The sequence below is a fragment of the Gallalistipes aquisgranensis genome (genome assembly GCF_014982715.1).
Lineage (GTDB): Bacteria > Bacteroidota > Bacteroidia > Bacteroidales > Rikenellaceae > Gallalistipes > Gallalistipes aquisgranensis.
The window spans coordinates 400,818-426,794 of record NZ_JADCJY010000002.1; the positions used below are offsets into that span (position 1 = coordinate 400,818).

Annotated in this window: 15 protein-coding genes; 2 read left to right on the forward strand and 13 right to left on the reverse strand. The window is 59.4% G+C overall.

Annotated features, from left to right (window positions below; all coding sequences use genetic code 11):
- Entirely contained in the window at window positions 1–1,686 is a 1,686-nt protein-coding gene (locus tag INF32_RS10980; protein ID WP_226388449.1) for a glutamine--tRNA ligase/YqeY domain fusion protein, read from the forward strand.
- Window positions 1,687–1,829: 143 nt separating this feature from the next.
- Here the strand turns inward: INF32_RS10980 and mnmG are convergent, their stop codons facing one another.
- From mnmG to pheS, 5 genes are read right to left on the reverse strand one after another with little or no spacing between them, the layout of a single operon-like run.
- The gene (gene mnmG, locus INF32_RS10985) at window positions 1,830–3,752 is read right to left on the reverse strand and encodes a tRNA uridine-5-carboxymethylaminomethyl(34) synthesis enzyme MnmG (protein WP_226388450.1); all 1,923 of its coding nucleotides are present in this window, start codon (window positions 3,750–3,752) and stop codon (window positions 1,830–1,832) included.
- Entirely contained in the window at window positions 3,749–4,189 is a 441-nt protein-coding gene (ybeY, locus tag INF32_RS10990; protein ID WP_226388451.1) for an rRNA maturation RNase YbeY, read from the reverse strand. The genes mnmG and ybeY overlap by 4 nt, the downstream gene beginning before the upstream one ends.
- Before the next feature lie 13 nt (window positions 4,190–4,202).
- Entirely contained in the window at window positions 4,203–5,390 is a 1,188-nt protein-coding gene (locus INF32_RS10995; protein WP_226388452.1) for a murein hydrolase activator EnvC family protein, read from the reverse strand.
- The gene (locus INF32_RS11000; RefSeq protein ID WP_226388453.1) at window positions 5,387–7,114 is read right to left on the reverse strand and encodes a tetratricopeptide repeat protein; all 1,728 of its coding nucleotides are present in this window, start codon (window positions 7,112–7,114) and stop codon (window positions 5,387–5,389) included. The genes INF32_RS10995 and INF32_RS11000 overlap by 4 nt, the downstream gene beginning before the upstream one ends.
- Before the next feature lie 52 nt (window positions 7,115–7,166).
- A complete protein-coding gene (gene pheS / locus INF32_RS11005; RefSeq protein WP_226388454.1) occupies window positions 7,167–8,189 on the reverse strand; it encodes a phenylalanine--tRNA ligase subunit alpha in 1,023 nt (340 codons plus the stop codon).
- A 69-nt stretch (window positions 8,190–8,258) separates the two neighbouring features.
- Between pheS and INF32_RS11010 the strand changes: the two genes are divergently transcribed.
- The gene (locus INF32_RS11010) at window positions 8,259–10,553 is read left to right on the forward strand and encodes a patatin-like phospholipase family protein (protein ID WP_226388455.1); all 2,295 of its coding nucleotides are present in this window, start codon (window positions 8,259–8,261) and stop codon (window positions 10,551–10,553) included.
- A gap of 109 nt (window positions 10,554–10,662) precedes the next feature.
- Here the strand turns inward: INF32_RS11010 and INF32_RS11015 are convergent, their stop codons facing one another.
- From INF32_RS11015 to INF32_RS11050, 8 genes are read right to left on the reverse strand one after another with little or no spacing between them, the layout of a single operon-like run.
- Window positions 10,663–12,855, reverse strand: coding sequence for an alpha-N-acetylglucosaminidase (locus INF32_RS11015; RefSeq protein ID WP_226388456.1), 2,193 nt, complete (start codon window positions 12,853–12,855; stop codon window positions 10,663–10,665).
- Between the two features lie 8 nt (window positions 12,856–12,863).
- Entirely contained in the window at window positions 12,864–15,647 is a 2,784-nt protein-coding gene (locus INF32_RS11020; protein ID WP_226388457.1) for a glycoside hydrolase family 3 N-terminal domain-containing protein, read from the reverse strand.
- Window positions 15,648–15,653: 6 nt separating this feature from the next.
- Window positions 15,654–17,567: a right-handed parallel beta-helix repeat-containing protein gene (locus INF32_RS11025; protein WP_226388458.1), complete on the reverse strand. Its 1,914-nt coding sequence runs from the start codon at window positions 17,565–17,567 to the stop codon at window positions 15,654–15,656.
- A gap of 3 nt (window positions 17,568–17,570) precedes the next feature.
- Window positions 17,571–18,554, reverse strand: a complete 984-nt coding sequence (locus INF32_RS11030; protein WP_226388459.1) for a hypothetical protein — start codon at window positions 18,552–18,554, stop codon at window positions 17,571–17,573.
- A gap of 1 nt (window position 18,555) precedes the next feature.
- Window positions 18,556–19,527: a hypothetical protein gene (locus tag INF32_RS11035; RefSeq protein WP_226388460.1), complete on the reverse strand. Its 972-nt coding sequence runs from the start codon at window positions 19,525–19,527 to the stop codon at window positions 18,556–18,558.
- Window positions 19,517–21,214, reverse strand: a complete 1,698-nt coding sequence (locus INF32_RS11040; protein ID WP_226388461.1) for a RagB/SusD family nutrient uptake outer membrane protein — start codon at window positions 21,212–21,214, stop codon at window positions 19,517–19,519. The genes INF32_RS11035 and INF32_RS11040 overlap by 11 nt, the downstream gene beginning before the upstream one ends.
- An 11-nt stretch (window positions 21,215–21,225) precedes the next feature.
- On the reverse strand, window positions 21,226–24,441 hold the full coding sequence (locus INF32_RS11045) for a SusC/RagA family TonB-linked outer membrane protein (protein WP_226388462.1): 3,216 nt from the start codon (window positions 24,439–24,441) through the stop codon (window positions 21,226–21,228).
- A gap of 24 nt (window positions 24,442–24,465) precedes the next feature.
- A complete protein-coding gene (locus tag INF32_RS11050) occupies window positions 24,466–25,974 on the reverse strand; it encodes a hypothetical protein (RefSeq protein ID WP_226388463.1) in 1,509 nt (502 codons plus the stop codon).
- Between the last annotated feature and the right edge of the window lie 3 nt (window positions 25,975–25,977).

The window sequence follows — 25,977 nt, forward strand, 5'->3', positions numbered from 1 at the left end:
ATGAGTGAAATAAAAGAAGAGGTCACAGGGAATGAAAAGTCCCTGAACTTTCTGGAGGAGATTATCGGAGAGTCGGTGTCCAGGGGTGAGAAACGGGTATTGACCCGTTTCCCGCCCGAACCGAACGGCTATCTGCATATCGGACACGCCAAGAGCATCTGTCTGAATTTCGGTCTGGCGAAGAAATACGGCGGGGCTACGAACCTGCGTTTTGACGATACGAACCCGGTGAAAGAGGATGTCGAGTATGTCGATTCGATCAAGGAGGACGTGCACTGGCTCGGATTCGACTGGGCCGGGGAACACTATGCTTCGGACTATTTCGACCAGTTGTACGAGTGGGCCGAGGAGTTGATCCGCAAAGGAAAGGCCTATGTGGACGATCAGACGCAGGAAGAGATTCGCCAGGGACGCGGAACGGTGACCGTGCCCGGTACTCCCAGTCCGTGGCGCGACCGCTCGGTGGAGGAGAACCTCGATCTGTTCCGCCGGATGCGTGCCGGTGAATTTCCGGACGGAGCGAAGGTGTTGCGTGCCAGGATCGACATGGCCCATCCCAATATGCTGATGCGCGACCCGATCATGTATCGGATTATCCATACGGAACATCACCGTACGGGCAGCAAATGGTGCATTTATCCCATGTACGATTTCGCCCACGGTCAGAGCGATTCGATCGAGAAGATCACCCACTCGATCTGTACGCTGGAATTCGACGTACACCGTCCGCTCTACGACTGGTTCATCCAGGAGCTCGGCATCTATCCCAGCCATCAGTACGAGTTTGCGCGGCTGAACCTGACCTATACGATGATGAGCAAGCGTAAGTTATTACAACTTGTTCAGAATAAGATTGTTATGGGTTGGGATGATCCCCGGATGCCGACGATCTGCGCTTTGCGCCGGAAAGGATATACGCCCGAATCGGTGCGGGCTTTCGCCGAGCGCGTCGGGGTCGCCAAGCGGGATAACGTGATAGACCTGAGTCTGTTGGAGTTCTGCGTCCGGGAGGACTTGAACAAGGTGGCTGAACGCCGTATGGCTGTGGTCAATCCCCTGAAGGTAGTGATTACGAACTATCCGGAGGGAAAGACCGAGGAGGTGAAGTGTATCAATAATCCCGAGAACGAGGAAGCCGGTACCCGGCTGGTTCCTTTCTCGCGTGAAATCTATATCGAGCGGGACGACTTCATGGAGGAGCCTCCCAAGAAGTATTATCGTCTCTCTCCCGGCAAGGAAGTGCGTCTCCGTTATGCTTATCTGATTAAGTGCGAGGAGGTTATAAAGAATGATGAAGGAGAGGTCGTAGAGCTGAGGTGTACGTACGATCCGATGTCCGGCGGAGGCTCTTCTTCCGACGGTCGCAAGGTGAAAGGTGTGATCCATTGGGTTTCCGTTCCTCATGCCGTGAAAGCGGAACTTCGTCTTTTCGATACGCTTTTCACGAAGGAAAATCCCGACGACGTGGAAGAGGGAAAAACGTTCCTCGATTATTTGAATCCGGATTCGCTGGTCGTCAGGACCGGTTACCTGGAACCTTCCTTGAGCGGAGCGAAGCCCGGAGACAAATTCCAGTTTGAACGGGTCGGTTATTTCTGTATGGATAAAGATTCCACTCCTTCCTCCCCTGTCTTTAACCGGACCGTGGGACTGAAGGATTCTTGGGCGAAGATGCAGGCTAAGTAACTACCTGCGTATTATAGAAAAGGCTATCCGATTTTCGGATAGCCTTTTTTGTTATACTTTTATGATATATGATATTGAAGATTTTGTCGATGTTGAGCGAGTGGATTTTTTTGATTTGTTCCACGTGGAACAAATCAAAAAATCTATCTTCCGAAATAGATAAGCAATACGTTGATGTCGGAAGGGGAGACGCCTGGAATGCGGGATGCCTGTCCGATGGTGGAGGGACGGATGCGGGTCAGTTTTTGCCGGGATTCGATCGAAAGGGAGGTGAGTGTGTTGAAATCGAAACTTTCGGGTATCCGAATGTTTTCCAGACGCAAGAGTTTGTCTGCCATGAATCGTTCCCGTTCGATGTATCCTTTGTATTTGATCTGTATTTCCGCCTCTTCGATGATTTCGTCGCTGAATGCTCCGTTGCGGATGAATTCTCCAAGGGAAGAAGGGAGGGCTTCGATCAGTCCTTTCAGTGTGACTTCGTTTCTTAGAAGGATGTCGTAGAGTTTCCGTCCTTGTGTCAGGGGGGCGGAATCGACCGATTTTAAATAGCTCTGTAAATCGGCTGGAGCGATACTCAGTTCATGGATGAATTTTTTAAGCGATTCTACGAGCGATTTTTTTTGCTCGAAAATCGAGTATCTTTTGGCGTCGGCCAAGCCGATTTTGTATGAAATGGGAGTTAGTCGCAAATCCGCATTGTCCTGCCGTAGTAGAATACGGTATTCTGCGCGGCTCGTGAACATTCGGTAGGGTTCGTCCACGCCTTTGGTGACGAGGTCGTCGATCAGAACGCCGATGTAGGATTCGTCCCTGCGGAGTATCAGGGGGTCTTTCCTGTTCAGTTTCAGGTGGGCGTTGATTCCCGCCATCAGACCTTGAGCTCCCGCCTCTTCATAGCCTGTGGTGCCGTTGATCTGACCGGCGAAATAGAGGTTTTCCACCCGTTTGGTTTCGAGGGTGTGGAAGAGTTGGGTGGGCGGAAAATAGTCGTATTCGATGGCGTAACCCGGCCGGTATAGCTGGACTTTTTCCAGTCCTTCGATTTTTTGAAGCGCTTCGATCTGTATTTGCCAGGGGAGGGAGGAGGAAAAACCGTTCAGATAATATTCGTTCGACTCCTTTCCTTCGGGCTCCAGGAAGAGTTGATGGCTCTCTTTTTCGGCGAATGTGCGCAGTTTGTCTTCGATGCTCGGGCAGTAACGGGGACCGATTCCCCGGATGATTCCCTGGAAAAGAGGGGAGTCGCCGAATCCGCGTCGCAGGGTTTCGTGCACTTCCGGAGAGGTGTAGACCAGATAACAGGGCATTTGCTCCTTTACGGGTTCGATTTCCGGTAAAAAGGAGAATTTGGAGGGTTCCGGATCTCCGGCCTGGGGTTCGAGCCGTTCGAAATCTATGCTTCTCGCATCGAGCCGGGCGGGGGTTCCGGTCTTCATCCGGCCCGCTTCGAATCCCAATCCGACCAGCGATTCGGTTAGTCCGAGCGAACTGGCATCGCCCGAACGGCCTCCTTCGGCATGGGTACGGCCGATGTGCATCAGTCCGTTCAGGAAGGTCCCATTGGTCAGAATGACGGCTTTTGCGCGGAATTCCACTCCCATACGGGTGCGGATACCGCATACTTTGTGCCGGTATGTTTCGGATTCCGACGGACCCGGATTCGTTTCCGCATCCGTCTTTTCGGTCAACAGTTCGGTTACGGAATCCTGCCAGAGGTACAGGTTGTCGATGTTTTCGAGTATCCGGCGCCACTCTTCGCTGAACTTTTGTTTGTCGCACTGCGCCCGGGGACTCCACATGGCCGGTCCTTTCGAGCGGTTCAGCATCCGGAACTGAAGGGTCGTGCGGTCGGTGATGATACCCATATAGCCTCCCATGGCGTCGATTTCGCGTACGATCTGTCCTTTGGCTACTCCGCCTACAGCCGGATTGCAGGACATGCTTGCGAATTTGGTCATGTCCATCGTCACCAGCAGGGTGGAGGAGCCCAGGTTCGCCGCCGCCGCCGCCGCTTCGCATCCGGCATGGCCGCCGCCCACTACGATGATGTCGTATTCCAGTCTCATTTTACACCCTCTGTTTCCGGACGCCGGGCCAGGTAGAAGTTCTCCTTTTCTCGCATGATCCGGGCTTCCGGATCGCTTTTGTCGCCGTAGCCGCACAGGTGCAGTACGCCGTGTATGATGACACGCTGCATCTCTTCACGGGGTGCGACACCATACTGCGCTGCGTTGTCGGCCACGGTGTCCACGCTGATGAAAAGGTCGCCGCTCACGATTCCCCGTTCCTTGTCGTCGTAGTCGAACGTGATGATATCCGTGTAGTAGTCATGGTTCAGGTACTTCCGGTTTATCTCCAGCAGGGAGGCGTCCGAACAGAATACGACGGATATGTCTCCAGTCGTAAGTCCTTCGTTTACAATGGTTTCTTTGATCCACCGGGAGGTGATCCGCTTGCCGCTGTAACGGTACGAACACCCCTGGGTATAGTAGTTTATTGCCATATATTTTTGTTAATCAACGTCTTAACCAAGATTCCGGATTCAGATTCTGGGTCTCTTTCCAGATTTCGAAATGGAGCATGCAGTCGTCGTCGTTGTCGCTGTCGGGGATGCGTCCGATCACTTGTCCCGTGGTCACTTTATCGCCCGTTTTAACGTGCACAGAGGCAAGATTGGAGTAGACCGTGATAAAGTTACCGTGACGGATCATGACGTTGTTATTCAGCCCTTGAAAGAAGAATATGCGGGATACCGTCCCTTCGAAGACGCAGTGTACCGCTGCTCCCCTCTCTCCGGCGATGTTTACCCCCTTGTTGTTGATGGTAAGACCCTTCTGGGTAGGATGGGCGTGCACGCCGTAACGGTCGATGACGACTCCGCCCCGGATCGGATAGGGCAGACGTCCCATGTTCTGGTCGAACCGGCCCGACAGTTCGTAGTCGGCCTGCTTCTGGGCGGCGCTTTTGGGGGTCGCCTTCGATTTGCGGGCCTCTTCGGCGATGATCCGCTGGATCTGCTGCTGGGCCCGTTCGATCTGGGCCTTTTTGGTGCGGAGTTCGCGCGAAATCTTGCTCTCCCGCGCCTTGAGTTGGTTGACGGCTCCCCGGTACTGGGTCTCGTCCTTTCCCAGCGAAGCGAGCTCCCGGGTCCGGCTGCTGCGTGTCTGGTCGAGTTGGGCCCGCTGCGTGTCGAGGGCCGATATTTCACCGGAGAGGCGTTTCGATACGGAGTCGATTTCGGCGGCCTTGATCTCCCGCATCCGGTTGTACCGCTTCATGAACGCTATGCGCCGCGTGGCGTCGTTGAAATCTTTCGAAGCGAACAGGAATACCAGGAAATTGTTGAGCTTGTAATTCTTATAGGCGGCGCGGATCATGGAGGCATAGTCCTCTTTCAAGGCGTCGAGCCGGGCGGTGAGAAGTTTTACCGTGTCGCTTTTCCCGTTTATATCGGTGTTTATCAGGTCTATCTGCTTTTCGAGCGACCGGACGATGTTCTGCCGGTTGCGGATGCGCGACTGAATCAGCTTGAGCTGGCTCTGGGTCATGCGCTGGTCTTTCCGGGTTTTGTTCAGCAACTCGGTGTTGATCCGTATCTCCTCTTCGGCCCGGCGTATCTGTTCGCGCAGCGATTCGAGACTCTGGGCTCCGACGCTTCCCGCTCCCAGGACCAAAAACAGCAGTATGCAGAGTCGTTTGATCATTTTCCTTTGATCAGTTTAAACCTTTCGGCGATTTCCTCGGCGTCATACCCCCTCTCGAGCGCCTTTTTCCAATAGACCGAGGCCATGAAATAGTCGTTGAGCCGGTAGAGGATGTCCCCATAGTGGAGCGACAGCTCGGCGCTGTTGCTCCGGTCGAGGGAGATGGCCTGCTGCATCACCTTCTTGGCTTCGGCATATTGTCCGAGCTTGTAGCAGGCCCAGGCATAGGTGTCCAGATAGGTGGGGTTCCCCGGAGAGAGTTCCGTCGCACGGCGGCCCATCTTCAGCGCCTTTTCCAGTTCCCGGTCGCTCGTGCTGAGGAAATAACTGTAATTGTTCAGTACCATCGCGTTGGAACTGTCGGCACGGAGTGCCTTTTCGTAGTAGGCGTAACTTTTATTTGTCTGATTTTTCTGATGAAAAGCATCTCCCATGATTCCATACACCACGCTGCGGAGCGAGTCGCTGCCGGCGTATTTCAGCGCGTTCCGGTAGGAATCCAGCGCCTCCCTCTCCCGTTTGAGGAAAGCGAGGATCGAACCGTGGCGGATATGGAGCTCGGCGTTGCGGGGAAAGTGGGCGAGGGCTTCCGTCGCGTATTTCGAGACCGAATCCGGTCGCTGCAGATAGGCTTCGATGTCGAGAATGTTGTTGTAAGCGTCCAGGCTGACCGAATCCGCCACGAAAGTTTTGTAGAGTTTCAACGCCTCCTCCGTACTGCCCGAGGCGATCAGATGGTTTGCGTAGAGTTTCAGCACCCGGTAATCTTTCGGATATTTGATCAGCAGCGTGGAGGCCAGGTCGTTCATCTGGAAATAGTGGTCCCGGTAGAAGGGAATGTCCCGGATCAACTCTTCGAAAAAGGCGATTTTCGTCTCTGCCGGCACATCGTCCAGATTGAAAAGCTGCCGGGCCGTGGCCATGAAATTGATGTCGTCGCCCTTTTTCTTGTAGTAGTCGTTCATGGCTCCCAATACGTTGGCGCTCGTCGGGTTGAGGGCCAGCGCCTCGTCGTAGCACACCCTCGCCAGCGAATCCTTGCCCGTGGCCGCGTAGAGTTCGGCCAGCACCAGATAGTTCTCCTCCTTGTAGGGAAAATCGCGGATCAGGGCCTTGCTTTCGGCGATCGCCTTGTCGTACAGTTTGACCTGGATGAGCAGCTGGAGCTTGAAACCGGCCAGCTCCTCCATGCGTCCCAGCCGGTTTTCCGCCGAGTCGAGCAGCGATATGGCCGTGAAGGGCTGTCCGTTCTGTTCGTAGAGAGCCGCCAGCATCCGGTAGTTTTCCGGATTGCGGGGCGCTTCGCGGGTGAGCCGTTCGTAGATGTCCTGCGCCTTGCCGAACTCCTTGTTGATGACCATCAGCCGGCCCAGCTGGCTCTGGTACCAGAGGTTCGCGGTATCCAGCCGGTTGGCCTTCTGGCTGTACGGGAGGGCCCGCGCGGGGTCGGTGCCGATCAGGGCATTGGCGGCTTCGTAGTAGGAGGGGGCATGGGTGGAGTCGGCCGCGATGGCCTTGTCGAAGATTTTCACGGCTCCTTCCGGATCGCCGTAGAGCATGCCCCGTTTCATCCCTTCGGTGTAGTAGAACGTAGGGAGCAGTTTTCCCGTATAGCCTGCGTCCTGGGGTGTAAACCGAGGAGAGGCGCTCTTTTGCGGTCTCAGGCCGCAGGAGAGCACCGACATGCCGGTCAGTATGATGCAGAGCGCTTTCTTTCCCCTCATCCGTCCTCGTTTTACCCCGGGAGGACCCGGGCTGTGGTTTGGCGGCCGGCCTTTACAGAACCGACTCGAATTGCTGCAGGAAGCGTATGTCGTTTTCGAAATAGAGCCGCAGGTCCTTTACGCCGAATTTGAGCATGGCGATCCGTTCGACGCCCATTCCGAAGGCGAAACCGCTGTATTTGCGGCTGTCGATGCCCGAGGCTTCGAGCACGTTGGGGTCCACCATGCCGCAGCCCATGATCTCCAGCCATCCCGTGCCTTTGCAGACATTGCATCCCTTGCCGCCGCACAGGTTGCACGATACGTCCACTTCGGCCGAGGGCTCCGTGAACGGGAAGTAGGAGGGACGCAGCCGGATACGGGCGTTCTCCCCGAAACACTCCTTGGCGAAGTAGAGGATCGACTGTTTCAGGTCGGCGAACGAGACGTGCTCGTCGATATAGAGTCCTTCGATCTGGTGGAAAATGCAGTGGGCCCGCGCCGAGATGGCTTCGTTGCGGAACACGCGGCCCGGGCAGATCACGCGGATCGGAGGCTGCTGTTTTTCCATCGTGCGCACCTGGATCGAACTGGTGTGGGTACGCAGCAGGATGTCGGGATTCTTCTCGATGAAAAACGTGTCCTGCATGTCGCGTGCCGGGTGTTCGGGCGGGAAGTTGAGCGCCGAAAAGACATGCCAGTCGTCCTCGATCTCCGGCCCTTCGGCCACGGTGTAGCCCAGGCGCGAGAAAATGGAGACGATCTCGTTCCGCACGAGCGAGATGGGATGGCGGGTTCCCGGCGCATCGTTCGATCCGGGGCGGGTCATGTCGCCGATCGACCCGGTGTTTTCGGGTTGCCGGGCGGCCTGCGCCTTGAGTTCGTTCACGCGTTCCAGCGCGCGCGTCTTGAGCCGGTTGAGCTGCTGCCCCAGTTCCCGTTTCATTTCGGGAGCCACGGCCTTGAACTCCTCCATCAGGGCGGTGAGTTCCCCCTTCTTGCCGAGAACCTTGATGCGGAACTCCTCTATGTCGGCCGCGGCCTTCGGTTTGAACTCCTCCACACGCCGGAGCAGGTCGTTTATTTTTTCGATCATTTTTTGTTATTTTGAGCTTTATACCTACTTTTATCCCAGTTTAACAGGCAAAGTTAAGAAAATTTGCGGATGATACGCATCAAAATAGCATTAATCCTCCTGTTTTTGTCTTCCGCCGCGGTGTCGGAGGCCCAGCGGGTAGGACTGGTGCTCAGCGGCGGGGGAGCCAAGGGACTCTATCATATCGGCGTGATCCGTGCCCTGGAAGAGAACGGGATTCCGATCGACTATGTGACCGGAACCTCCATGGGAGCCATCATCGGCGGCCTCTATGCCACGGGTATCACGCCGCAGCGCATGGCCGACGAGTTCATGTCCGAGCAGATCGTCTACTGGCTCACGGGCCGGATCGAACCCGCCTATATCTACTATTTCAAGAGGATGAGGCCCAATGCGGCCATGATTACCCTGCGGTTCGATCCCAGGGCCAAAAAGAAAGTTTCGCCCATTCCGGCCAATTTCGTTTCGTCGAGTCAGATCGACCTGGCCTGCGTCGATTTCTTTTCGTCGGCCACGGCGGGCTGCGACGGTGATTTCGACCGCCTGTTCGTGCCGTTCCGCTGCGTGGCGACCGATGCGGCCAACCACCGGGAGGTGATCCACCGCAGCGGCGACCTGGGCAAGGCGATCCGTACTTCGATGACTATTCCGTTGTTGTACAAGCCGATCCGCATGGACTCCGCCGTGCTTTACGACGGCGGACTGTACGACAATTTCCCGTGGCGGGTGATGGACGCAGAGTTCCATCCCGACGTGCTGATCGGCAGCTCCTGTGCCGAGGGGCATGCCGATCCCGAGGAGAACAACCTGACCGACCAGATTTTCGCCCTGACCACCATGCACACCGACTATGACCTGCCGGCCGACCGGGGGGTGATGATCCGCCGGGTTTTCGACGATGTGACCACGCTCGATTTCAGCAAGGCGGCCTATGTGATCCAGCAGGGTTACGACGATGCCATGGCCGTCATGGACCGGATCAAGGCGAAAGTTTCCCGGCGGGTCGATCCCGACCGGCTTGCCCGGCGACGGGAGGAGTACCGCAGCCAGCTGCCTCCGCTGATTTTCGACCGCTACGACATCGGCGGACTTAACCGGGCCCAGCAGGGATACGTGCGGAAACTGCTCCGCCTCGACCGCCGCAATGCCTCCTACGACCTCGACCGGTTCCGTTCCGAGTATTTCAAGATCCTTTCCGAAGGGGAGATCGAGGGCGATTATCCGGACGTGACCTACAACGATTCCACGGGCCGGTTCGACCTCAGCATGAAGATGCACACGAAACCCAGTCTGAAATTGATGTTCGGCGGCAATATCTCCTCCACGGCCCTGAACCAGGCCTATATCGGACTGGAGTACAAACGGATCGGCCGCACGGCCCAGAGCTACAATCTGGACGGCTATTTCAGCGCCTTCTACTCTTCGGTGGCGCTCAGCGGACGCACCGACTTTTTCATCAAGGTTCCCTTTTATCTGGAATACGGCTTTACGGGGAACTACTACAACTATTTCCGCAGCAATTTCGGGTTCCTGTCCAAAAACCACGACCTGACCTATTCGAAATACAACGACAACTATTTCACCGCCTCGATCGGCATGCCCGTGGGGCGTCATGCCGTGGTCAGCATCCGGGCCAACGTGGGGCAGAACGATTACCGCTATTTCCAGCAGTCGGGCTTCGACAAGGATGTGGATACGCTCGACAAGACCCGGTTCCGGTTCGTGGGGGCGAAGATCGAACTCGAACGCCGCAGTCTCAATTACCGGTTCTACCCCACGCGGGGCATCCATCAGTCCATGTCGCTCATGTTCATCGACGGCAAGGAGTATTTCTGGCCGGGCACGACGGGACGCCTGGCCGGCCAGCTCGGCGACGAGGGACACCGTTTCTGGTTCGGGGCCCATTTCCGGCGGGAACATTTCTTCCCCGTTCATCCCGTGAAGTGGTTTTCGTGGGGATATATGGTCGATTGCGTGCTCTCTTCCCATGCCGATTTCCTCAATCAGTACGCCACCAATATCTCTTCGCCGGCCTTTACGCCCACGCCGCACAGCAAGATCGTCTATCTGAAGGAATTCCGCAGCAGTTCGTTCCTCGGGGCGGGTCTCGTGCCCACCTTCGAGTTCGGCCCCAACTTCTATTTCAAGGCCGGAGCCTACGCTTTCCTGCCCGACAACTATCAGGGATTCGAAGAGGGAATCCGCCAACGGCTGCGCTACATTTTCGACGGCACGCTGGTCTACCAGACCCTGATCGGCCCGATCAGCCTCTCCGTTTCCAAGTACGACACTAACCGGAACAACTGGTTCATCACCTTCAATTTCGGGTATGCGATCTTCAACAAAAAGGGGCTCTTCTATTGACGGCCGGGGCGGAGGACGGTCCGGTCAGGCCCGGAAAAACGATCGTCACCCCCGCCGGAACGAACTCCGGCGGGGGTGAAACGGTTCAGATCGGACGGTTCCGGGGAGTTTAGTTCCCGGCTATTTTTTCCCTGTATTTCCCGTACATCCGGCGCGACAGTGCGACAGGATCTCCCTGGGGTTCGGCAGGGAAGGGATCGGTGCGGCCCACCCATTCCCATTCGAAATCGTACATCCGTTCCTGCAGGGCCTCTTCGTCGAGCGGTTTTCCTTCGTCCAGCGACCGGATCAGCGCCTCCCGGAACATCTCCCAGCGGGGTTTGTAGTAGCTCCCTACCAGTCCGGCCCAACAGCGGTTCGCATAGTCGTTGAGCGACTGTTTCCGGCCGCCCCAGGTGGTGAGGATATTGCGTGCGTCGCGTTCGAAATAGGCCTTTTCCGGAGCGGTTTCCCCCCATCGGCGGGCGTCCGCGATCCATTTCCCCAGCAGGAAATAGGCGTCGCTGCCCAGCAGCGCCTCCAGGTCGTCGAGCAGGTCGAGCATCTCTGCGGATGCCGTTTCCACACCGGTCCGGTCACCCCTGCGGTAGGCTTCGAGGTTTCGTGCGGCCAGTTTCCCGAAATGGTTTTCCAGACATTGCCGCCCGATGTTCACGCAGTCGAACCGGTAGGAGGGCGAATCGCTTCCGCGGGCCGCGAGCAGTTCGCCCCATGCCTGGAGCAGCGTGCGGTTGTCGTAGCAGATTTTGGAACTGTTCCATTTACCGTATCCTTTGAGGTCGGGTCTCGCGCAGACCATCGAACCCCGGTTGGTCGAAGCTTCCCGGTAGATGCTGTCGCAGAGCAGGCGCCATGCCTTCCGCATGTGTTCGTCCCCGTGGCCCAGACGGCGGTCGGCCAGCCGTTCGATCCACTCCCGGTCGGAAAGAGGCAGGTCCCACGCGCGGTCGAGCACGTATTCGTACATGAACGGGTTGACGTCCAGTCCTTCCAGTGTGCAGCCCACACCGGAAAAGCCGGGGCCTGCACTCCTGTAAGCGCTGTCCAGTTTCGAGCCTGCGTCGTGCAGGTCGCCGGCGAGCATGGTGTTGCCGCCGAAGTTTCCCAGGTAGCACCAGATGAAGGGCCGGCCGTAGAACGATTCGGTACGGCGCCAGATTTCCGTGCGGTCGCAGTAGTAGTCGAGCATCAGCAGCCGCTCTTCCGGTACGGCGGTCAGGTAGGCCCGCAACCGTTCGGGCGTCCAGTGTTTCCGTTTGTGGTAGAAGACCCACGCCATTTGCAGCCACACGGCCTCCGGATCGAAACGGGCCATCGACTCGTAGGTGAGCCGGGCGGCCCGGGCCAGATAGTCCGGTTCCCAGTCGGGCGGGTCCAGTTCGTTGAAGGGGTCGGCTCCGTAGATGTGGCTGCGGCCGAAAAGCCTCTCCTGTTCCTGCATGAAGGCTTCCTGGATCCGTCCGAAAAGGGGGTCTTCCGGATTCAGGTAGTAGGTGTTGTATGCCTCGCCGAATCCTCCCCACGGATTCAGCCGGCTGATGTCGGCCCCGGGATAATGCTCTTTCAGCACGCCGGGGACGTGTCCCGTGAACGAGGTGAAGATCGGCCGGATCCCCAGCTCCCGTTCCCGGGCCACGATCCGCTGCTGGAGCCGGAGCTGACCTTCGAGCCAGCTTTCGGGCAGGGGGCCGTGCCATGCGTCGACGTTGGCCATGCGGTGCCAGCCCAGGTAGGAGGGCCCCGTGAAGTAGGAGAGTATCTCCCCGCGGCTCAGCCCCATATCGCTCCACACCTTGTACCATACCGATTCCTGGGCCGTAGTGGCCAGCGCCATGTTGACGCCGTTGAGGGCCATCCAGTCGATCAGCCGTTCCCAGTCCTCCCATTGCCACCAGTTGAGCGAATATCCCGACGTACAGTAGTTCAGGAAGAAGCGGTGAGGGACTTTCGCGGACGCCTCCACCGTGCCCGTCACCTGCGGCAGACGGTCGGGTTCCCGGAGCGTGTCGCGCCGGTACCATGTGACGGTCAGGTCGCAGTAGTTTTTCAGATAGTAGTTCAGGCCGAAGGCCATCGACCCGGCCGAATTTCCCCCGATCACGATCCTGTCGCCTTCGCTGCGCAGGGTGAAGCGGTCTCCGTTCTCTTGTCCGGGAAGTTTTTCGAACCCGACCGCTCCGTGGTTGCGGGGCAGTATCCGGCGGGTCAGGGCTTCAGCGGCCGTTATGTCCGGGTCGGCAGCTTCCCGGCAGGCGGGAAACAGGATCAGCGACAACAGAACTGCGGCGGCCGTTTTCATCATCGTTTTCCTCATTTCTTTACGGGTGTAAGGTTGATACTCTCCACGGCACCGCTTCCTCCGGTGATCAGGATGCGGATGTCGCTGGCATTGGTCAGCGGGAAGGTGTAGTTCACGAAATTCAGGTCGGCGTCCACTTCGCCCCGGTGTACGGTGAGAAACTGTCCGCCGCCCGAGGTGAGCTGGATTTCGAAGCGGCACCGCGTGCCGTTCATCCAGCCGATCCCGATCTCCCGGACCCGGGCCGCCTCGCCCAGCGGCAGGGTGAGGTATTCCCCGGCGGCTTTGAAACGCCACGGATAGCGCGGGCCGTTCTGCTCCTTGGCCGGGGCCTTCGTTGCGACCACCGTGAGGGTCGATTTCAGCCGGATGTCGCCCGACGAGGCTCCGACCATGATGTCGAAGTCGCCCGGTTCCACCACCCGGTGCATGTCCCGGTCGAGCAGCGAAAGGTCTTTGGGCCGGAGGGTCATTGTCACGCGGCGGGTCTCGCCCGGTTTCAGATGGATGCGGTCGAAGCCGCGCAGGTTCTTTTCGTAGGTGGTCACCGAGGAGACCACGTCGCGCGTGTAGAGCTGCACCACTTCGTCCCCGGCCATCTTTCCGGTGTTGGTCACATCGAACGATACCTCAGCCGGCTCGTGGGGCGTGACGACGGCCGGTTCGATCTGCAGGTTCGAATATTCGAACGTGGTGTAACTCAGTCCGTAACCGAATTCGTACAGGGCCCCGTTCACGCGGCTCTGGTCGCCCGACGGTCCCGGCTTCACCCCTCCGTCGAGGTTGGCGGCCGGTTTGCTGGGAAAATTGAAGGGAATCTGCCCCACGTGTTTGGGGAAGGTGACGGTCAGTTTACCTCCCGGGTTGTACTCGCCGAAGAGGACTTCGTAGACGGCCTGCCCGCCCTGCGCTCCCGGATACCAGGCTTCCAGGATGGCGTCCACATGGGCGTCGGCCCAGTTGATCGAATTGGGGCGGCCGTTTATCATCACGAGGATCACGGGCTTGCCTGTGGCATATACCGCCCGCAGCAGTTCTTCCTGCCGTCCCGGCAGTTCGAGGCTCGAGCGGGAGCGGTTTTCCCCGCAGGTGCGCGTTCCGCCTCCCAGCACCACGATCGCCACGTCGCTCCGGCGGGCGGCTTCCGCTGCCCGTTCGATGCCGGCCCGCTCGCTGTCCGTGAGCTCTTCGTGCAGGATTTCGGACTGGGGCCAGTTGGCGTCGACCAGTTCGCAGCCCTTTTCATAGAGGATTTCGCAACGGCCGCCGAGGTTCCTTTTCAGCCCGTCCAGTACCGAGGTGACCTCCACGGCCAGCGGTCCGTAATGGAGCAGGGCGTAGGACCGTTCGTCGGCATTGGGTCCGCAGACGGCGATCCGTTTCACTTGCGAAGCGTCCAGCGGCAGGATTCCGTCCCTGTTTTTCAGCAGTACCAGCGACTCGCGGGAGGCCTGCAACGCCACTTTCCGGTGTTCCGGGCCGTCCACTTCGCGGTCGGCCGCCTCCAGGTCGGTCTGGTAGGGACGGTCGAACAGGCCCACCGTGAATTTCACCCGCAGCACGTCGCGCACCCGGTCGTCCAGCGTCTCGCGGCTGACGGCTCCTTCGCGCAGCAGCTCCCGCAGGGGTGTCACGTAGGTCTCCGGTGCGCTGAACGTGCAGCGTACGTTGAGACCTGCCTCGAAACTCTGGCGGACGGCCTCCTTCATGTCCGGTGCCGTGCGGTGCTTGGTGTGGAGATACTCCACCGAACCGCTGTCCGAAACCACGTACCCGCGGAAACCCATCTCCTTTCTCAGACGCTGGGTCAGCCAGTAGCGGCTGCCCTCGATCGGGATGCCGTCGTAGTCGTTATAACTGCACATCACGCCCAGGAGTCCGGCCCGGCCGATCACTTCGGCGAAAGGATAGACGTGAATGTTTTCCACCTCGCGCGGGGCGATCTGCGGGTCCACGCGCGACATGCCCTCGCGTCCTCCCTTGTTGTTGCTGTACGCCACGAAATGTTTGGCGGTGGCGGCGATCTGACAGTCGGTCTGCATGCCGCGGGCCATCTCCACGCCCAGTTCCGCCACCAGGTAGGGACTCTCGCCGTAAACCTCCTCGTAACGGCCCCAGCGCTGGTCGCGCCCCACGTCGAGTATCGGGGCGTAGACGTTGGTGTAGCCCAGCAGCCGTGCTTCGCGGCCGGTGATGTAGCCCACCTGCCGGATCAGTTCCCGGTTCCACGTGTGTCCCAGTCCGAGCTGGCAGGGGAAGTTGGTGGCCCGGTAGGCTTCCACTCCGCGGATGCCCTCGTTGGTCATGTCGGCCGGGATGCCCAGCCGGGTCCGTTCCACGAAAAAGCGCTGCACCTCGTTGATCGCCCATGCATGGCGCGATGCGGGCCACACGTTGGGATCGTCGCAGACCGGTTTCCCCCATTGCAGGAATCCGTTCAGGTGCTCGTCGATGGCACCGATCCCGTCCTTCCAGAGTTTCGTGTCCCACTCGGGCGTGGGCAGCGCGTCGCGCAGGACCCTTCGGAATCCGTAGAGCGTGACCAGCTGGCAGGTCTTCTCCTCGTCGGTCATCTGCGAGAGAAGGTCTTCGATCCGGTCTTCGACCCGGGCCGCGGGGTCTTCGTAAATGTCTTTTTTCCCGTTCTTGTTGAAGTCGATCCATCCCTTCCGGTAGATGGAGTTTTTCGGCAGGTCATATCTGCGCACGGGCTGTCCGGGTTCGGGCGTCTGCCCTGCGCAGGGACCCCCTGCGGCCAGCAGGGCCGCCAGACAGAGGATAGTCGGTTTTTTCATCGTCGTTCAGTCTCTTTTTTCTGCGGGATCGAATCCCCTGTTATTCTCCATGCGGACTCCCTCCCGGCTGAAAGGGTCCGTATATATGCCCCGTTCGTGGCACGGTTTCCGGTTTTCCAGCCGGTTTCCGGTCAGTTCCACCTCTTTCGAGCGGAGAATGAACACGTTGCCCATTCCCCGGTAGTTTTTCTGGACGGTCGGCCGGGTGTTGGAGTCCAGGAAGAGATTGTTCCGCACGGTCACGTTCTCCGCCGAGAAGAGGGCGAAGGCCGCGCAGGCGGAGTTTTCCACCCGGTTCTCCTCGATCAGGATGTCCCGCACCACGGGTTCCTCCACCGGCAGGTAGTTGGAGGGTGCCCGGTCGTAGCCCGCCCCTACGAAGAGCGAAGCCGGGTCGCGCTGGGCGGTGTTGTTGTCCGTCAGGATGTTGCCCCGGATGATGACGTTCGAAACGGGGTTCCCGATGAACCAGCGGTCCCACCGCAGCACCGTGTTGACCACCAGCGGAGGATAGGCGAAGTTGGTGAAACGGTTGTTCTCCACCAGGCCGTTCGAGAGTCCCAGGTAGAGCGCATGGCAGAGCCCGCCCCGGAAAACGTTGCCGCGGATCACGTAGTTGCCCGTGAACATATCCTCGTTCCAGAGCTTGTCGTCCTCCCTCAGGTCGGCAGGCAGCGGGTCGCGGAAACGGATCTTCACCCGGTGGGCGTTGGCGCTCTTGTGCACGTTGAACTCGTATGCGTATTCGGCGATTTCGGAGCTCCAGCCCCGGGGCCGGAACTGGGCGTCGCGCAGCTGCATCCGGGCTCCCCGGTAGAGCAGGTCCTTGCTCGACCACTGTTGCAGGTAGTTGGCGTACACCGTGCGGTCGTCTATGCGGGTGAGCCCGCCGCCCAGATAGTGGTTCGACAGATGGAGGTTGTCGTCCCCGATCCCTTCCACATGGCAGTTTTCGAGCCGGAAATGTCCCCTGACCTGGTGGATCTCCATGCCTCCGTAGGTGGAGAGCACCCGGTCGGCGCCCGGTCGGGGTTCGATCCGCGAGCCGACGATCTGGAAATAGTCCGTGGCCAGCGAATTGACCGCGATGTAGGGTGCGCTGTAAATGGTGATGCCGTCGAAGGTCAGATGCCGGCAGTCGTGCACGCCGATGGCCGACGGCCAGCCGTGTTCCGGTTTGAACGAGAGCTGTATCTGCTGCCCGACCTTCACGCGCTCCATGTCGTGAGACTCCTTGTACCGCACCGAAATCCGGTCGGGTGCGGTCTTCGTGCGGGAGAGAATCCGGTCGGGTGCGGGGAACGTATATCCCTCGTTCCGGCTGCGGTTGCCGATGGCGGGATTCCATTCGCGGTTCACGCCGAACAGGAGCGGTTCGGCGTCGGGAATCGCACCGTGGACCCTTTCCAGGATCACTTCGGCCTTTTCCCGGTTCACTTCCGCCACGCGGGCGATGGCGAACAGCGGGAAATCGGCCCAGTCCCAGTCGAGCGTCACGCCCGAGAGCCTCACGCGGCGGCACCGCTGGAAAAAGATGTAGTTTTCGTGTTTGCCTGCGGCGTGCCGGCCGAAGACCAGTTCCGCCCCGTCGCCTTCGACCGAGAGGTCTTCCAGGTCGGTGAAGAGCAGGTCGGAGGGACGTTCCGCTCCGATGCGGTAAACGCCCCGGGGAATCTCCAGTACGGAGGCTTTCGTCCGCCGCACTTTCTCCAGGGCCCGGTCGAACGCTTCGGCGTTCTGCCGGGGCGAGGCGTCGGGCGAGGCTCCGAATTCGGCGACCGACACTTTCCGACCGTTCTGCCGGGGCAGCTCCACTTCGAAAGGGGCTGACCCCGTGACCCGCTGCGGTTGTGCGGCCGGGCCTGTCTGGCAGAGCGAGACGGCCAGCGGCAGAATCCACCATCTGATGCGGTTTTTCATCGGCTATTCGATTATATCCAGTTTAAAAATAGTATTTGCTTTCCAAATCTCGCCTTTTTTCGCAGCGTATTGTCGGCAGAAGTCGAAATAGAGTTTGTTGTAGTTCGGCGAATACATGCTGCAGAAGAAGCGGCGTCCCGGCAGTTCGGGTTCGTAGCGGACCGTCACTTCGGCCGTCACACCGCTCTCCCGTCCCCATATCTTCACGTGTTCCACGCCGTCGCCGCCCACCTTGAGGTTGCGGTCGGTGCGGCTTACGTCGTACTCTTCCGGGTCTCCCTCCATCGAGAGCCGGTCGGTGATCTGCCGTCCGTTCCGCTGGCTGCGCACGACGGGCAGCATCGTCAGGTAGGCGTTTTCCACCCGGGCATCCTCGAGCCATTCGATCTCCTGCTGCAGTTCGATTCCTGCCGGAATGAACCGGTAGCGTTTCAGATGGTTCGCCACGGGCCGGCCGGTTCCGTAAAGGTACAGGACGGAACGTTGTTCGAAGCAGAGTTCCGCTCCGTTCAGTTTTTCGTTCCGGGTCAGGTCGATGTCCCTGCCGTCCAGCCGGGCTTCCACGCCCGTGAAGAGTTCGTAGCCGTGGAATCCGCCCATGAAATCGGCCATCCTGCGGCCCTCTTCGGAGAGCATGACCGCACACTCCCACTCTCCGGGCCGGACGATCTCCTCCCCGAGCCGGTCGGCGAAACCGGAGTCGCCGCGCCTCTCCACGTCGAATACCCGGGTCAGACGCCAGAGGTCCATCCGTTTGGACGAGTCCGTCATGCGGCGCAGGCAGATCCGCAGGTAGCGGTCGCCCGGAGCGGTGCATTTCAGGTAGAGGTCTATCTGCCGTCCGGCCGTGGTCGATATGAAAATGCCCGGAGCCGGCTCCTCCGCCCGGCAGAGCGGAATGGCGATCAGGCCCAGGACGGCCAGTATCGGGATAAGGGCGGCTTTCATGATCCGGTATCGGTTCCGGAAATTGCGTTCTGTCTCCATGTTATCGGATTATGTCGAGGATATAGGTGGTGCGTATCTTCCATTTCTCCCCCTTCTTCACGTCGCGGGGGGAGCAGAAGTCGAAATAGAGTTTGTTGTAGTTCGGCGAATACATGCTGCAGAAAAAGCGGCGTCCCGGCAGCTCGGGTTCGTAGCGGACCGTCACTTCGGCCGTCACACCGCTCTCCCGTCCCCATATCTTCACGCGTTCCACGCCGTCGCCGCCCACCTTGAGATTGCGGTCGGTGCGGCTTACGTCGTACTCTTCCGGGTCTCCTTCCATCGAGAGCCGGTCGGTGATCTGCCGTCCGTTCCGCTGGCTGCGCACGATGGGCAGCATAGGCATGCGGGCGGTCTCCACCCGGGTGTCTGCGAGCCATTCGATCCGCTGGAGGAGTTCGATCCCTTTCGCGATGATGCGGTAGCGCTTCAGGTGTTTCGCCCGGGGCCGGTCGGTCCCGTGGAGATACATCACCGATCGCTGTTCGAAGAGCAGCACCCGGCCGATGCACCGATCGCTGCGGGAGAGGTCGAGCCGCTTTCCGTCCACCTCGGCCTTCACTTCCGTGAGAAGTTCGTAGCCGTGGAATCCGCCCATGTCGTCCTCCGTCCTGCGACCCTCCTCGGAGAGCCGGATCGCACACTCCCACTCTCCGGGCCGGACGATCTCCTCCCCGAGCCGGTCGGCGAAACCGGAGTCGCCGCGCCTCTCCACGTCGAACGCCCGGGTCAGACGCCAGAGGTCCGTCCGTTTGGCCGGATCGGTCATGTGTTGCAGGGAGACCTGCACGAAGCGGTCGCCGGAGACGGAACAGGGCAGGCAGAAGTCGATCTTCCGGTCCGCCGTCGTGGAGACGTGCAGTTCCGGAAGCGGCTCCGCCCGGCAGGGGCCGGCGAGCAGGAGGCCCGCCGCGGCCAGTACCGGAGGGAGAGCCGCTCCCGAAGCCGCACGGCATATCCGTTTAATCCACATAGATCGGATTCTGTTCGAGGTTGGTGTTCAGGTCGATTTCCAGCTGCGGAATCGGCAGCCAGATTTTGTACTCCCGCCAGTTGTCCTTGAGCGTTCCCACGCCCAGCACCAGGTTGTTGGTCCCTTCGGCGGGCAGGTCCTGGATGTATTCGGTGATCTTCCCGAAACGGATCAGGTCCACCTTGCGTTTGGATTCGAAGCAGAGTTCCCGGGCACGTTCCTCGAGCAGCTCTTCGATGAAGTCCTCGCGGAAATAGGTCGTGGTCAGATTCTCCAGTGTTCCGTCGGAGGCGACCACGCGGCTGCGCACCTTCTCCAGCTGTTCGCGGGCACCGCTTTCGTCGTTACAGAAGTAGAGCGCTTCGGCGTATTGCAGGTGGACGTCGGCCATGCGCATCAGCGGATGGTTCATTTCGCACTGGCGGATTCCCAGCACCGTGCGTCCCTTCGGGTCGGAAACCCGGAACTTGCCTGTCGCCCAGAGCGTGTAGGACATGCCCGAAGCGGCACCCGACGAAGGATCGGGCAGGTAGTATTTCACGCCGTTGACCGTCTCGAACGGCACGCCGGTGGACACGTTGTTGTACTTGCCGTTGGGGTTGTAGATGCCGGTGATGAAACGGTCGCGCCGCACGTCCTTGTCCGCGTAGGACTTGTAGAGCTTCATCGTCGGGAAAATCCGCTGGTAGCTGCCTCCGTAGTCGATGCCCGCCGGCGAGAGAATGTAGTAGATCGAGGCGGCTTTGCTGGTGTTGTTGGCGAATTCGGACTGGAAGAGACATTCGCGGTACTGGATGTCCTTGGACATTTCGTAGAACAGGTAGCGGTAGTCCTCGGCGGGAACCAGTTCGTAGCTGCTGTTTTCGATCACGTCGAAGAGGATGTCCCGTGCGTCGCGGCTCATCTGCTCCTCGTTCACCCACGAGAAGCTGTTGAGCGGGCAGAGTTTGACCAGTTTGGCGCCTACCCCGTAGCGTTTGCAGCTGGCCAGGTAGTTGTACACGCTGGCCAGATAGGCTCCGGCCGTCCATTTGTTGGCGCTCGAGCGGAACGTTCCGGTTTCGGTCAGGTTGTCGTAGGCGAACCGGAAGTCGGCGATGATGTGGCCGTAGACGGTTTCGAGATTGTCACGGGCCGCCTGCGGATCGGCTTCCGGCGTGTCGTAAAAAGGTACGCCGCCGAACATCTGGGCCAGGTGCAGATAGTAGAATGCGCGCATGAACCGCGTTTCCCCTTCGAACCGCAGTTTCTGTTCGGGTGTCAGTTCGCTGCCGTCGAGCGAGGCGAGCAGATAGTTGCAGCGGGAGACGCCGTTGAAGAAGGCGATCCAGAAGGCCCGTATTTCCGCCTGGTTGGTCTGGTAGGAGCCGCGGACCAGGTCGTAGTGGCTTCCCGATCCGACGCCGGCGATGGCGATGTCGCTGCATCCGTCGAGCATGTAGAAGAGTCCGTAATTGTAGGTTCCCAGCGCCACCTGCGCCGTGGTCACGCCGCTGGCGCCCCCGATCGAGGAGGCGTTGATCACGGCATAGCATCCGGTCAGGGCCTGTTCGAAGTCGGTCTCCGTTTTATAGAAGGTCTCCGGCGTGGAGGTGGAGTAGGGAAGCTGGGTCAGGAAGTCGTCCAGACACGATTGGAGTCCGGACACCGAAAGAATCAGGGTGATGTATAAAACGATCTTTTTCATGGTTTCTGGCATTAGAAGGTGAGGGTGAGTCCGATCATGTAGTTACGGGTGCGGGGATAGGCCGACTGGTCCATGCCGCGCAGGAACTTTTCGTAGGAGCGTACCTCCGGGTCCAGGCCCGAATAGTTGGTGAAGGTGTAGATGTTGTCGAGGATGGCGTAGATCTTCAGGCTTCCGATGCCGGTGCGGCCGAAATACTTGCGGCCGAAGGTGTACCCGATATTGATGTTCTTGATGCGCAGGTACGAACCGTCCTCCACGTAGTAGGACGAGGTCTGCTGGTCCAGCTTGTTCATGATGCCCGGATAGGTGTCGGTGGGGTTTTCCGGCGACCAGCGGTTCTCCCACACTTTGGCCAGCATGTTGTTCGTGTAGTTGTTGGCGCCGCCCTCGATCATCCGGCGGAAGGCGTTCAGGATCTTTCCGCCGTACGAGCCGTCGAGGAAGAATCCCAGTTCGAAGTTCTTGTAGGTGAACTGGCTGCCGAATCCGAAGTTGAATTTGGGGTTGGTGTCGCCGATGACCTCCCGGTCGTTCGGGTCGATGGTGCCTTCACCCGTCAGGTCTTTGTACTTGCGGTCGCCCGGGGCCACCGTCACGCCCTTGTAGCTGACCACGCCCTCTTTCAGCGTGTAGTTATACCGGCTCATGTTCTCCGAGGTGATGGTCGAGGGGTCGATCTGGGCTCCGGTGGCCTTGTCCGTCCAGACGAAGTCGCCCACCTGGTAGTTGCCGTCGTAGCGGTATCCGTAGACCAGTCCGATCGGTTCGCCCACGATCACGCGGCCCACGTCGGTGAAAGCCCCGTAATTGAGCGACACGGGGAAGAACTGTTCGCCGCCCAGCGAAATCACCTGCGTCTTGTTGGTGTCGAAGTTGAGGGTGGTCGTCCACGTGAAGTTCTTGGTCACGATGTTTCGGGTGGTGAGCGTGAGCTCGAATCCCCGGTTGGTCATGCGGCCCATGTTGCGCCACTGGCGGGAGAAACCCGACTGGGCCGGCACGTTGGCGTTATAGAGCATGTCGCGCGTGTCTTTCAGGTAGATGTCGGCCACGAGCGAAATGCGGTTCTTGAGCAGGTCGAGGTCGAGTCCCAGGTCGTACTGGTAGGTGGTCTCCCATTTCAGGCCCGGATTGCCCGACGAAGCGGTGTAGAGGCCGAAATTGGCGGCTCCGTTCTCCCCGTAGTAGGTCGATCCGAGCACGGAGAGGTAGGAGTAGGCCGTGATGCGGTCGTTGCCGGTGACGCCGGCGCTGGCGCGGATCTTCAGGTTGTCGATCGCCCCGGCTCCCTTCATGAATCTCTCTTCGCTGACGCGCCAGGCGAGGGCCATCGAGGGAAAGTAGCCTACGCGGGCATCCTTGGCGAAGTTGGACGAGGCGTCCACGCGCAGGTTGGCCGTCACGTAGTATTTGCCCTTGTAGTCGTAGTTGATCCGTCCGAAGGCCGAGGCCCGGTTGGTCTGGGTGACGTTCGAGGAGGGTTTTTGGGGAATCTGTCCCTTGCCGATGTCGAATACGCCCGTCCGCTGGTCGTCGAACTGGTCGACCCGCATGCTCGACGACTCGTAGTGGTAGCCGTTGATTTCGGCGCCGAGCAGGGCGGTCAGGCGGTGCACCTTGTTGAAGCGTTTGGCGTAGTTGGCCGTGGCCGTGACGGTGTATCCGGTCGAGTTGATGTTCTGGATTCCGGCCCGTCCGCTGGTACTGTATCCCCAGCGGCTTTTCGAGGAGTAGAATTCGCTCATCTTCGAATAGGTGTTCGAAAGGGAGGCGTTGACCCGCAGGGTGAGGTCGCCGATCGGTCTGTACTGGATGTAGGCGTTGCCCAGCAGACGGTCGAACAGCGTGCGCTTGTAGGTTTCCGAAGAGGTCATCGAGCTGAGGGGCGTGTATCCGTTGGCGAATTCGCCCGCGATTTCGCCCGGGGTGTAGAGCGCCACGGGACGTTCCGTGTACATCAGCTGCACGATGCCCGTGTATCCGCTGGTTCCCGAGGTTCCGCCGCTGCTGATGGCTCCCTGGGTGTCCACGCGTCCGTAGGTCATCGAGACGCCGGCGTTGACCTTCTTACCCAGCTCCTGGTCCAGCTTGAGCCGGGCCGAAAGACGGTCGAAGGTGTTGTCGTTGATCGTGGCCTTTTGGTCGAAATAGCCCAGGCTGGCGGAGATGCGGGTCTTCTTGACCACGGAGTTGACCGACACGTCGTAGTTCTGCATGAATCCCGTGCGGGTCATCTCGTCCTGCCAGTTGTAGGTGCCGAGCCCCTCTTTGGCGACATCGCGCGGAACCAGCCCTTCGCCGTAGTCCTTGCCCCATACATCCATGTCGCTGCCGCCGCGGGCGAACTTGTAGTTCACGTAACCCTGACCGTCGAGCATATCGTATGTCTTGGCGATGCGGTTGATGCCGAAATAGGTGTTGAACGAAACGTCGGTTTTCGAGGAACTCCCGCTCTTGGTGGTGACGATGATGACGCCGTTGGCACCGCGGGCCCCATAGATGGCTGTGGCGGAGGCGTCTTTCAGAATGTCGATCGAGGCGATGTCGCTCGGATTGATCGAGGCGAGGGGATTGTAGGTGGTCTGTCCGCCCACGGACGAGTGAGCGAATTCGTTCGAGTTGATGTCGATCTGCATACCGTCGATCACGTAGAGCGGTGCCGTCCCGGCGTTGAGCGAGTTGGTGCCCCGGATGGTGATGTCCACCCCGGCTCCGGCCTCGCCCGACTGGGTGGTCACTTTCACCCCGGCCACCCGGCCCTGGAGAGCTCGGGTGAAGTCGACGGTTCCCGTTTTCATGATCTCCTCGGAGCGTACGGCCGCCACGGAACCGGTGAGGTCCTTGCGCCGCACTACGTCGTAGCCGACCACGACCACTTCGTCCATCTCCGTAGCCGCCTCTTCGAGCACTACCTCGTAGCGGGTCCTGTCGGTCACGGCGATTTTCCGTGTCTGGTAGCCGATATAGCTGAACGACAGGCTGTCGCGCACTCTGGCCGTGATGTTGAACATGCCCTTCACGTCGGTGGTGGTGCCCTGCGAGGTGCCGACCACGACGATGGTTACGCCGGGCAGCGGGTTTTTCTGGTTGTCGGTCACCTGCCCCGTGATCCTCACCGTCTTGCCCTTGGCCTGTTGTGCCTCCGTGCGTGCAGGGAACAGAAGCGCCGACAGGCACATCAGCGTCAGGGAGAGACATATCTTTGCAAACGATCTGTTTTTCATAAATATCGAAGTTTTTGGGTTGTTTTACTTGGCGTCGTAGTGGTCGGCCAGCCCGTAGACGTTGTCGTTGAGCTGTTTGACGTACTCCATGAAATCGACGTAGGGGTAGTAGTTGAGGGCCAGCATCCCCTTGTTCGTATAGCCCTGGTATTTGGCGTCCTCGTAGGTGTCCACGTAGTTGAAGTGGTACCATCCCACGCAGTTCTGTGCGGCGATCAGGCCGATGCCGATGTTCTGGTGGAACTTGCCCCGGTCTTTCTGGGTCTTGACGATCCATCCGCCGCCGGGTCGGTTGCTGTACGGCTCCCCGTCGACGTTGGCGTCGGCCCCCTTGGTGTAGAATTCGGTCACGATGAACGGTTTGTCGAACCAGCTTTTCAGGTTGGCGATGTAGGCCGGGTCGACCGACCAGGCGTTGTAGTAGTTGATCGACACCACGTCGCAGTATTTGGCGCAGGCCTTCATCACCCGTTCGTCGTACATGTTGCTGGCGTAGATGCGGTTGCCGAGGATCAGGTGGTTCGGGTCGTGGCGGCGGATGGCCTCGGTGGTGGTCTTGAAGTAGTAGTCGGCCATCACTTCCCGGAATTCGTCGTAGACGGCCTGTGTGATGACGTCCTGCGGGGTGTATCCCCGGTCGGCGACGAACTTCTCGGCGAACTTGCGGATACCCGACCCTTCGGGCATGTCGAGCGCCATCCGTATGTCGAGTCCCTGGCTGCCGTTGGTGTTGCTCATCATCTTTTTGTAGTTCAGCTCATTGTCGAGCATGTAGCCGATGAAGTGCACGTCGTCCTTGTACATCGCGCAAACCTTTGCAGCCCACTGGTCGAGATAGTCCAGGTAGGTCTCCTCGAACATGACGTACAGACGGTTGTGCACGGCGTCGTCGAATTTGAAGGAGAAGTTCTTGGAGTAGTTGTAGTCCCACAGGTAGGAACGCAGCATGTAGACGATCTCTGCATAGGCGATTTTGCGGCCTTCCACCGGATTCAGTATCAGATCCTTGTACTCCGCAGGCATGACCGCGGGCCTCAGTCCGCCCTGAAGGGTGGCGTTGAGGTTGTTGTCCACCAGAAACTGTCCCGCTTCGGCCGCCCATGCCACGTCGGTCGCAAAGCGAGCCTTGTAGGCGTCCGTCGTGCCGGGCCGGACGTCCTGCGTCCCGCGGAGGATGACGGGCGAGTTGTCGGGGGCGATCAGGTACCACCGCTGTCCGATCTTCCCGACCCGGAAGAATCCTTCCGTTCCGGTCACCTGGGTGAACGTGTAACTGCCTGGCCGGCCGCCCCATTCGGTCTGGGAGCGTCTGGCCACGGGGGTATAGTTTCCCACGTTGTCCACGATCAGGGTCTCTCCCTCCAGCCAGGTCGCGTCGGTCGGGAGTTTCTTGTAGGAGACGCTTTCGTAGCGGTCTTCCGTGTTGCCGGCGGGCGGCTGCGGTCCCGGTTCCTCCCCGCCCTTGGGATCGTCCCCGCAGGCGGAAAGGGCGAACAGGAGTGCGGCCGCGCCGAACAGTATATTCGTTTTCATGGA

What these genes read in the sequence shown, in the direction of transcription:
- INF32_RS11025 (WP_226388458.1), bottom strand. Translation starts at nt 17,567, where the DNA reads ATGAAAAACCGCATCAGATGGTGGATTCTGCCGCTGGCCGTCTCGCTC.
- INF32_RS11020 (WP_226388457.1), bottom strand. Translation starts at nt 15,647, where the DNA reads ATGAAAAAACCGACTATCCTCTGTCTGGCGGCCCTGCTGGCCGCAGGG.
- pheS (WP_226388454.1), bottom strand. Translation starts at nt 8,189, where the DNA reads ATGATCGAAAAAATAAACGACCTGCTCCGGCGTGTGGAGGAGTTCAAA.
- INF32_RS11045 (WP_226388462.1), bottom strand. Translation starts at nt 24,441, where the DNA reads ATGAAAAACAGATCGTTTGCAAAGATATGTCTCTCCCTGACGCTGATG.
- INF32_RS11010 (WP_226388455.1), top strand. Translation starts at nt 8,259, where the DNA reads ATGATACGCATCAAAATAGCATTAATCCTCCTGTTTTTGTCTTCCGCC.
- INF32_RS11000 (WP_226388453.1), bottom strand. Translation starts at nt 7,114, where the DNA reads ATGAGGGGAAAGAAAGCGCTCTGCATCATACTGACCGGCATGTCGGTG.
- INF32_RS11015 (WP_226388456.1), bottom strand. Translation starts at nt 12,855, where the DNA reads ATGATGAAAACGGCCGCCGCAGTTCTGTTGTCGCTGATCCTGTTTCCC.
- INF32_RS11030 (WP_226388459.1), bottom strand. Translation starts at nt 18,554, where the DNA reads ATGGAGACAGAACGCAATTTCCGGAACCGATACCGGATCATGAAAGCC.
- INF32_RS11040 (WP_226388461.1), bottom strand. Translation starts at nt 21,214, where the DNA reads ATGAAAAAGATCGTTTTATACATCACCCTGATTCTTTCGGTGTCCGGA.
- ybeY (WP_226388451.1), bottom strand. Translation starts at nt 4,189, where the DNA reads ATGGCAATAAACTACTATACCCAGGGGTGTTCGTACCGTTACAGCGGC.
- mnmG (WP_226388450.1), bottom strand. Translation starts at nt 3,752, where the DNA reads ATGAGACTGGAATACGACATCATCGTAGTGGGCGGCGGCCATGCCGGA.
- INF32_RS11035 (WP_226388460.1), bottom strand. Translation starts at nt 19,527, where the DNA reads ATGTGGATTAAACGGATATGCCGTGCGGCTTCGGGAGCGGCTCTCCCT.
- INF32_RS10995 (WP_226388452.1), bottom strand. Translation starts at nt 5,390, where the DNA reads ATGATCAAACGACTCTGCATACTGCTGTTTTTGGTCCTGGGAGCGGGA.
- INF32_RS11050 (WP_226388463.1), bottom strand. Translation starts at nt 25,974, where the DNA reads ATGAAAACGAATATACTGTTCGGCGCGGCCGCACTCCTGTTCGCCCTT.
- INF32_RS10980 (WP_226388449.1), top strand. Translation starts at nt 1, where the DNA reads ATGAGTGAAATAAAAGAAGAGGTCACAGGGAATGAAAAGTCCCTGAAC.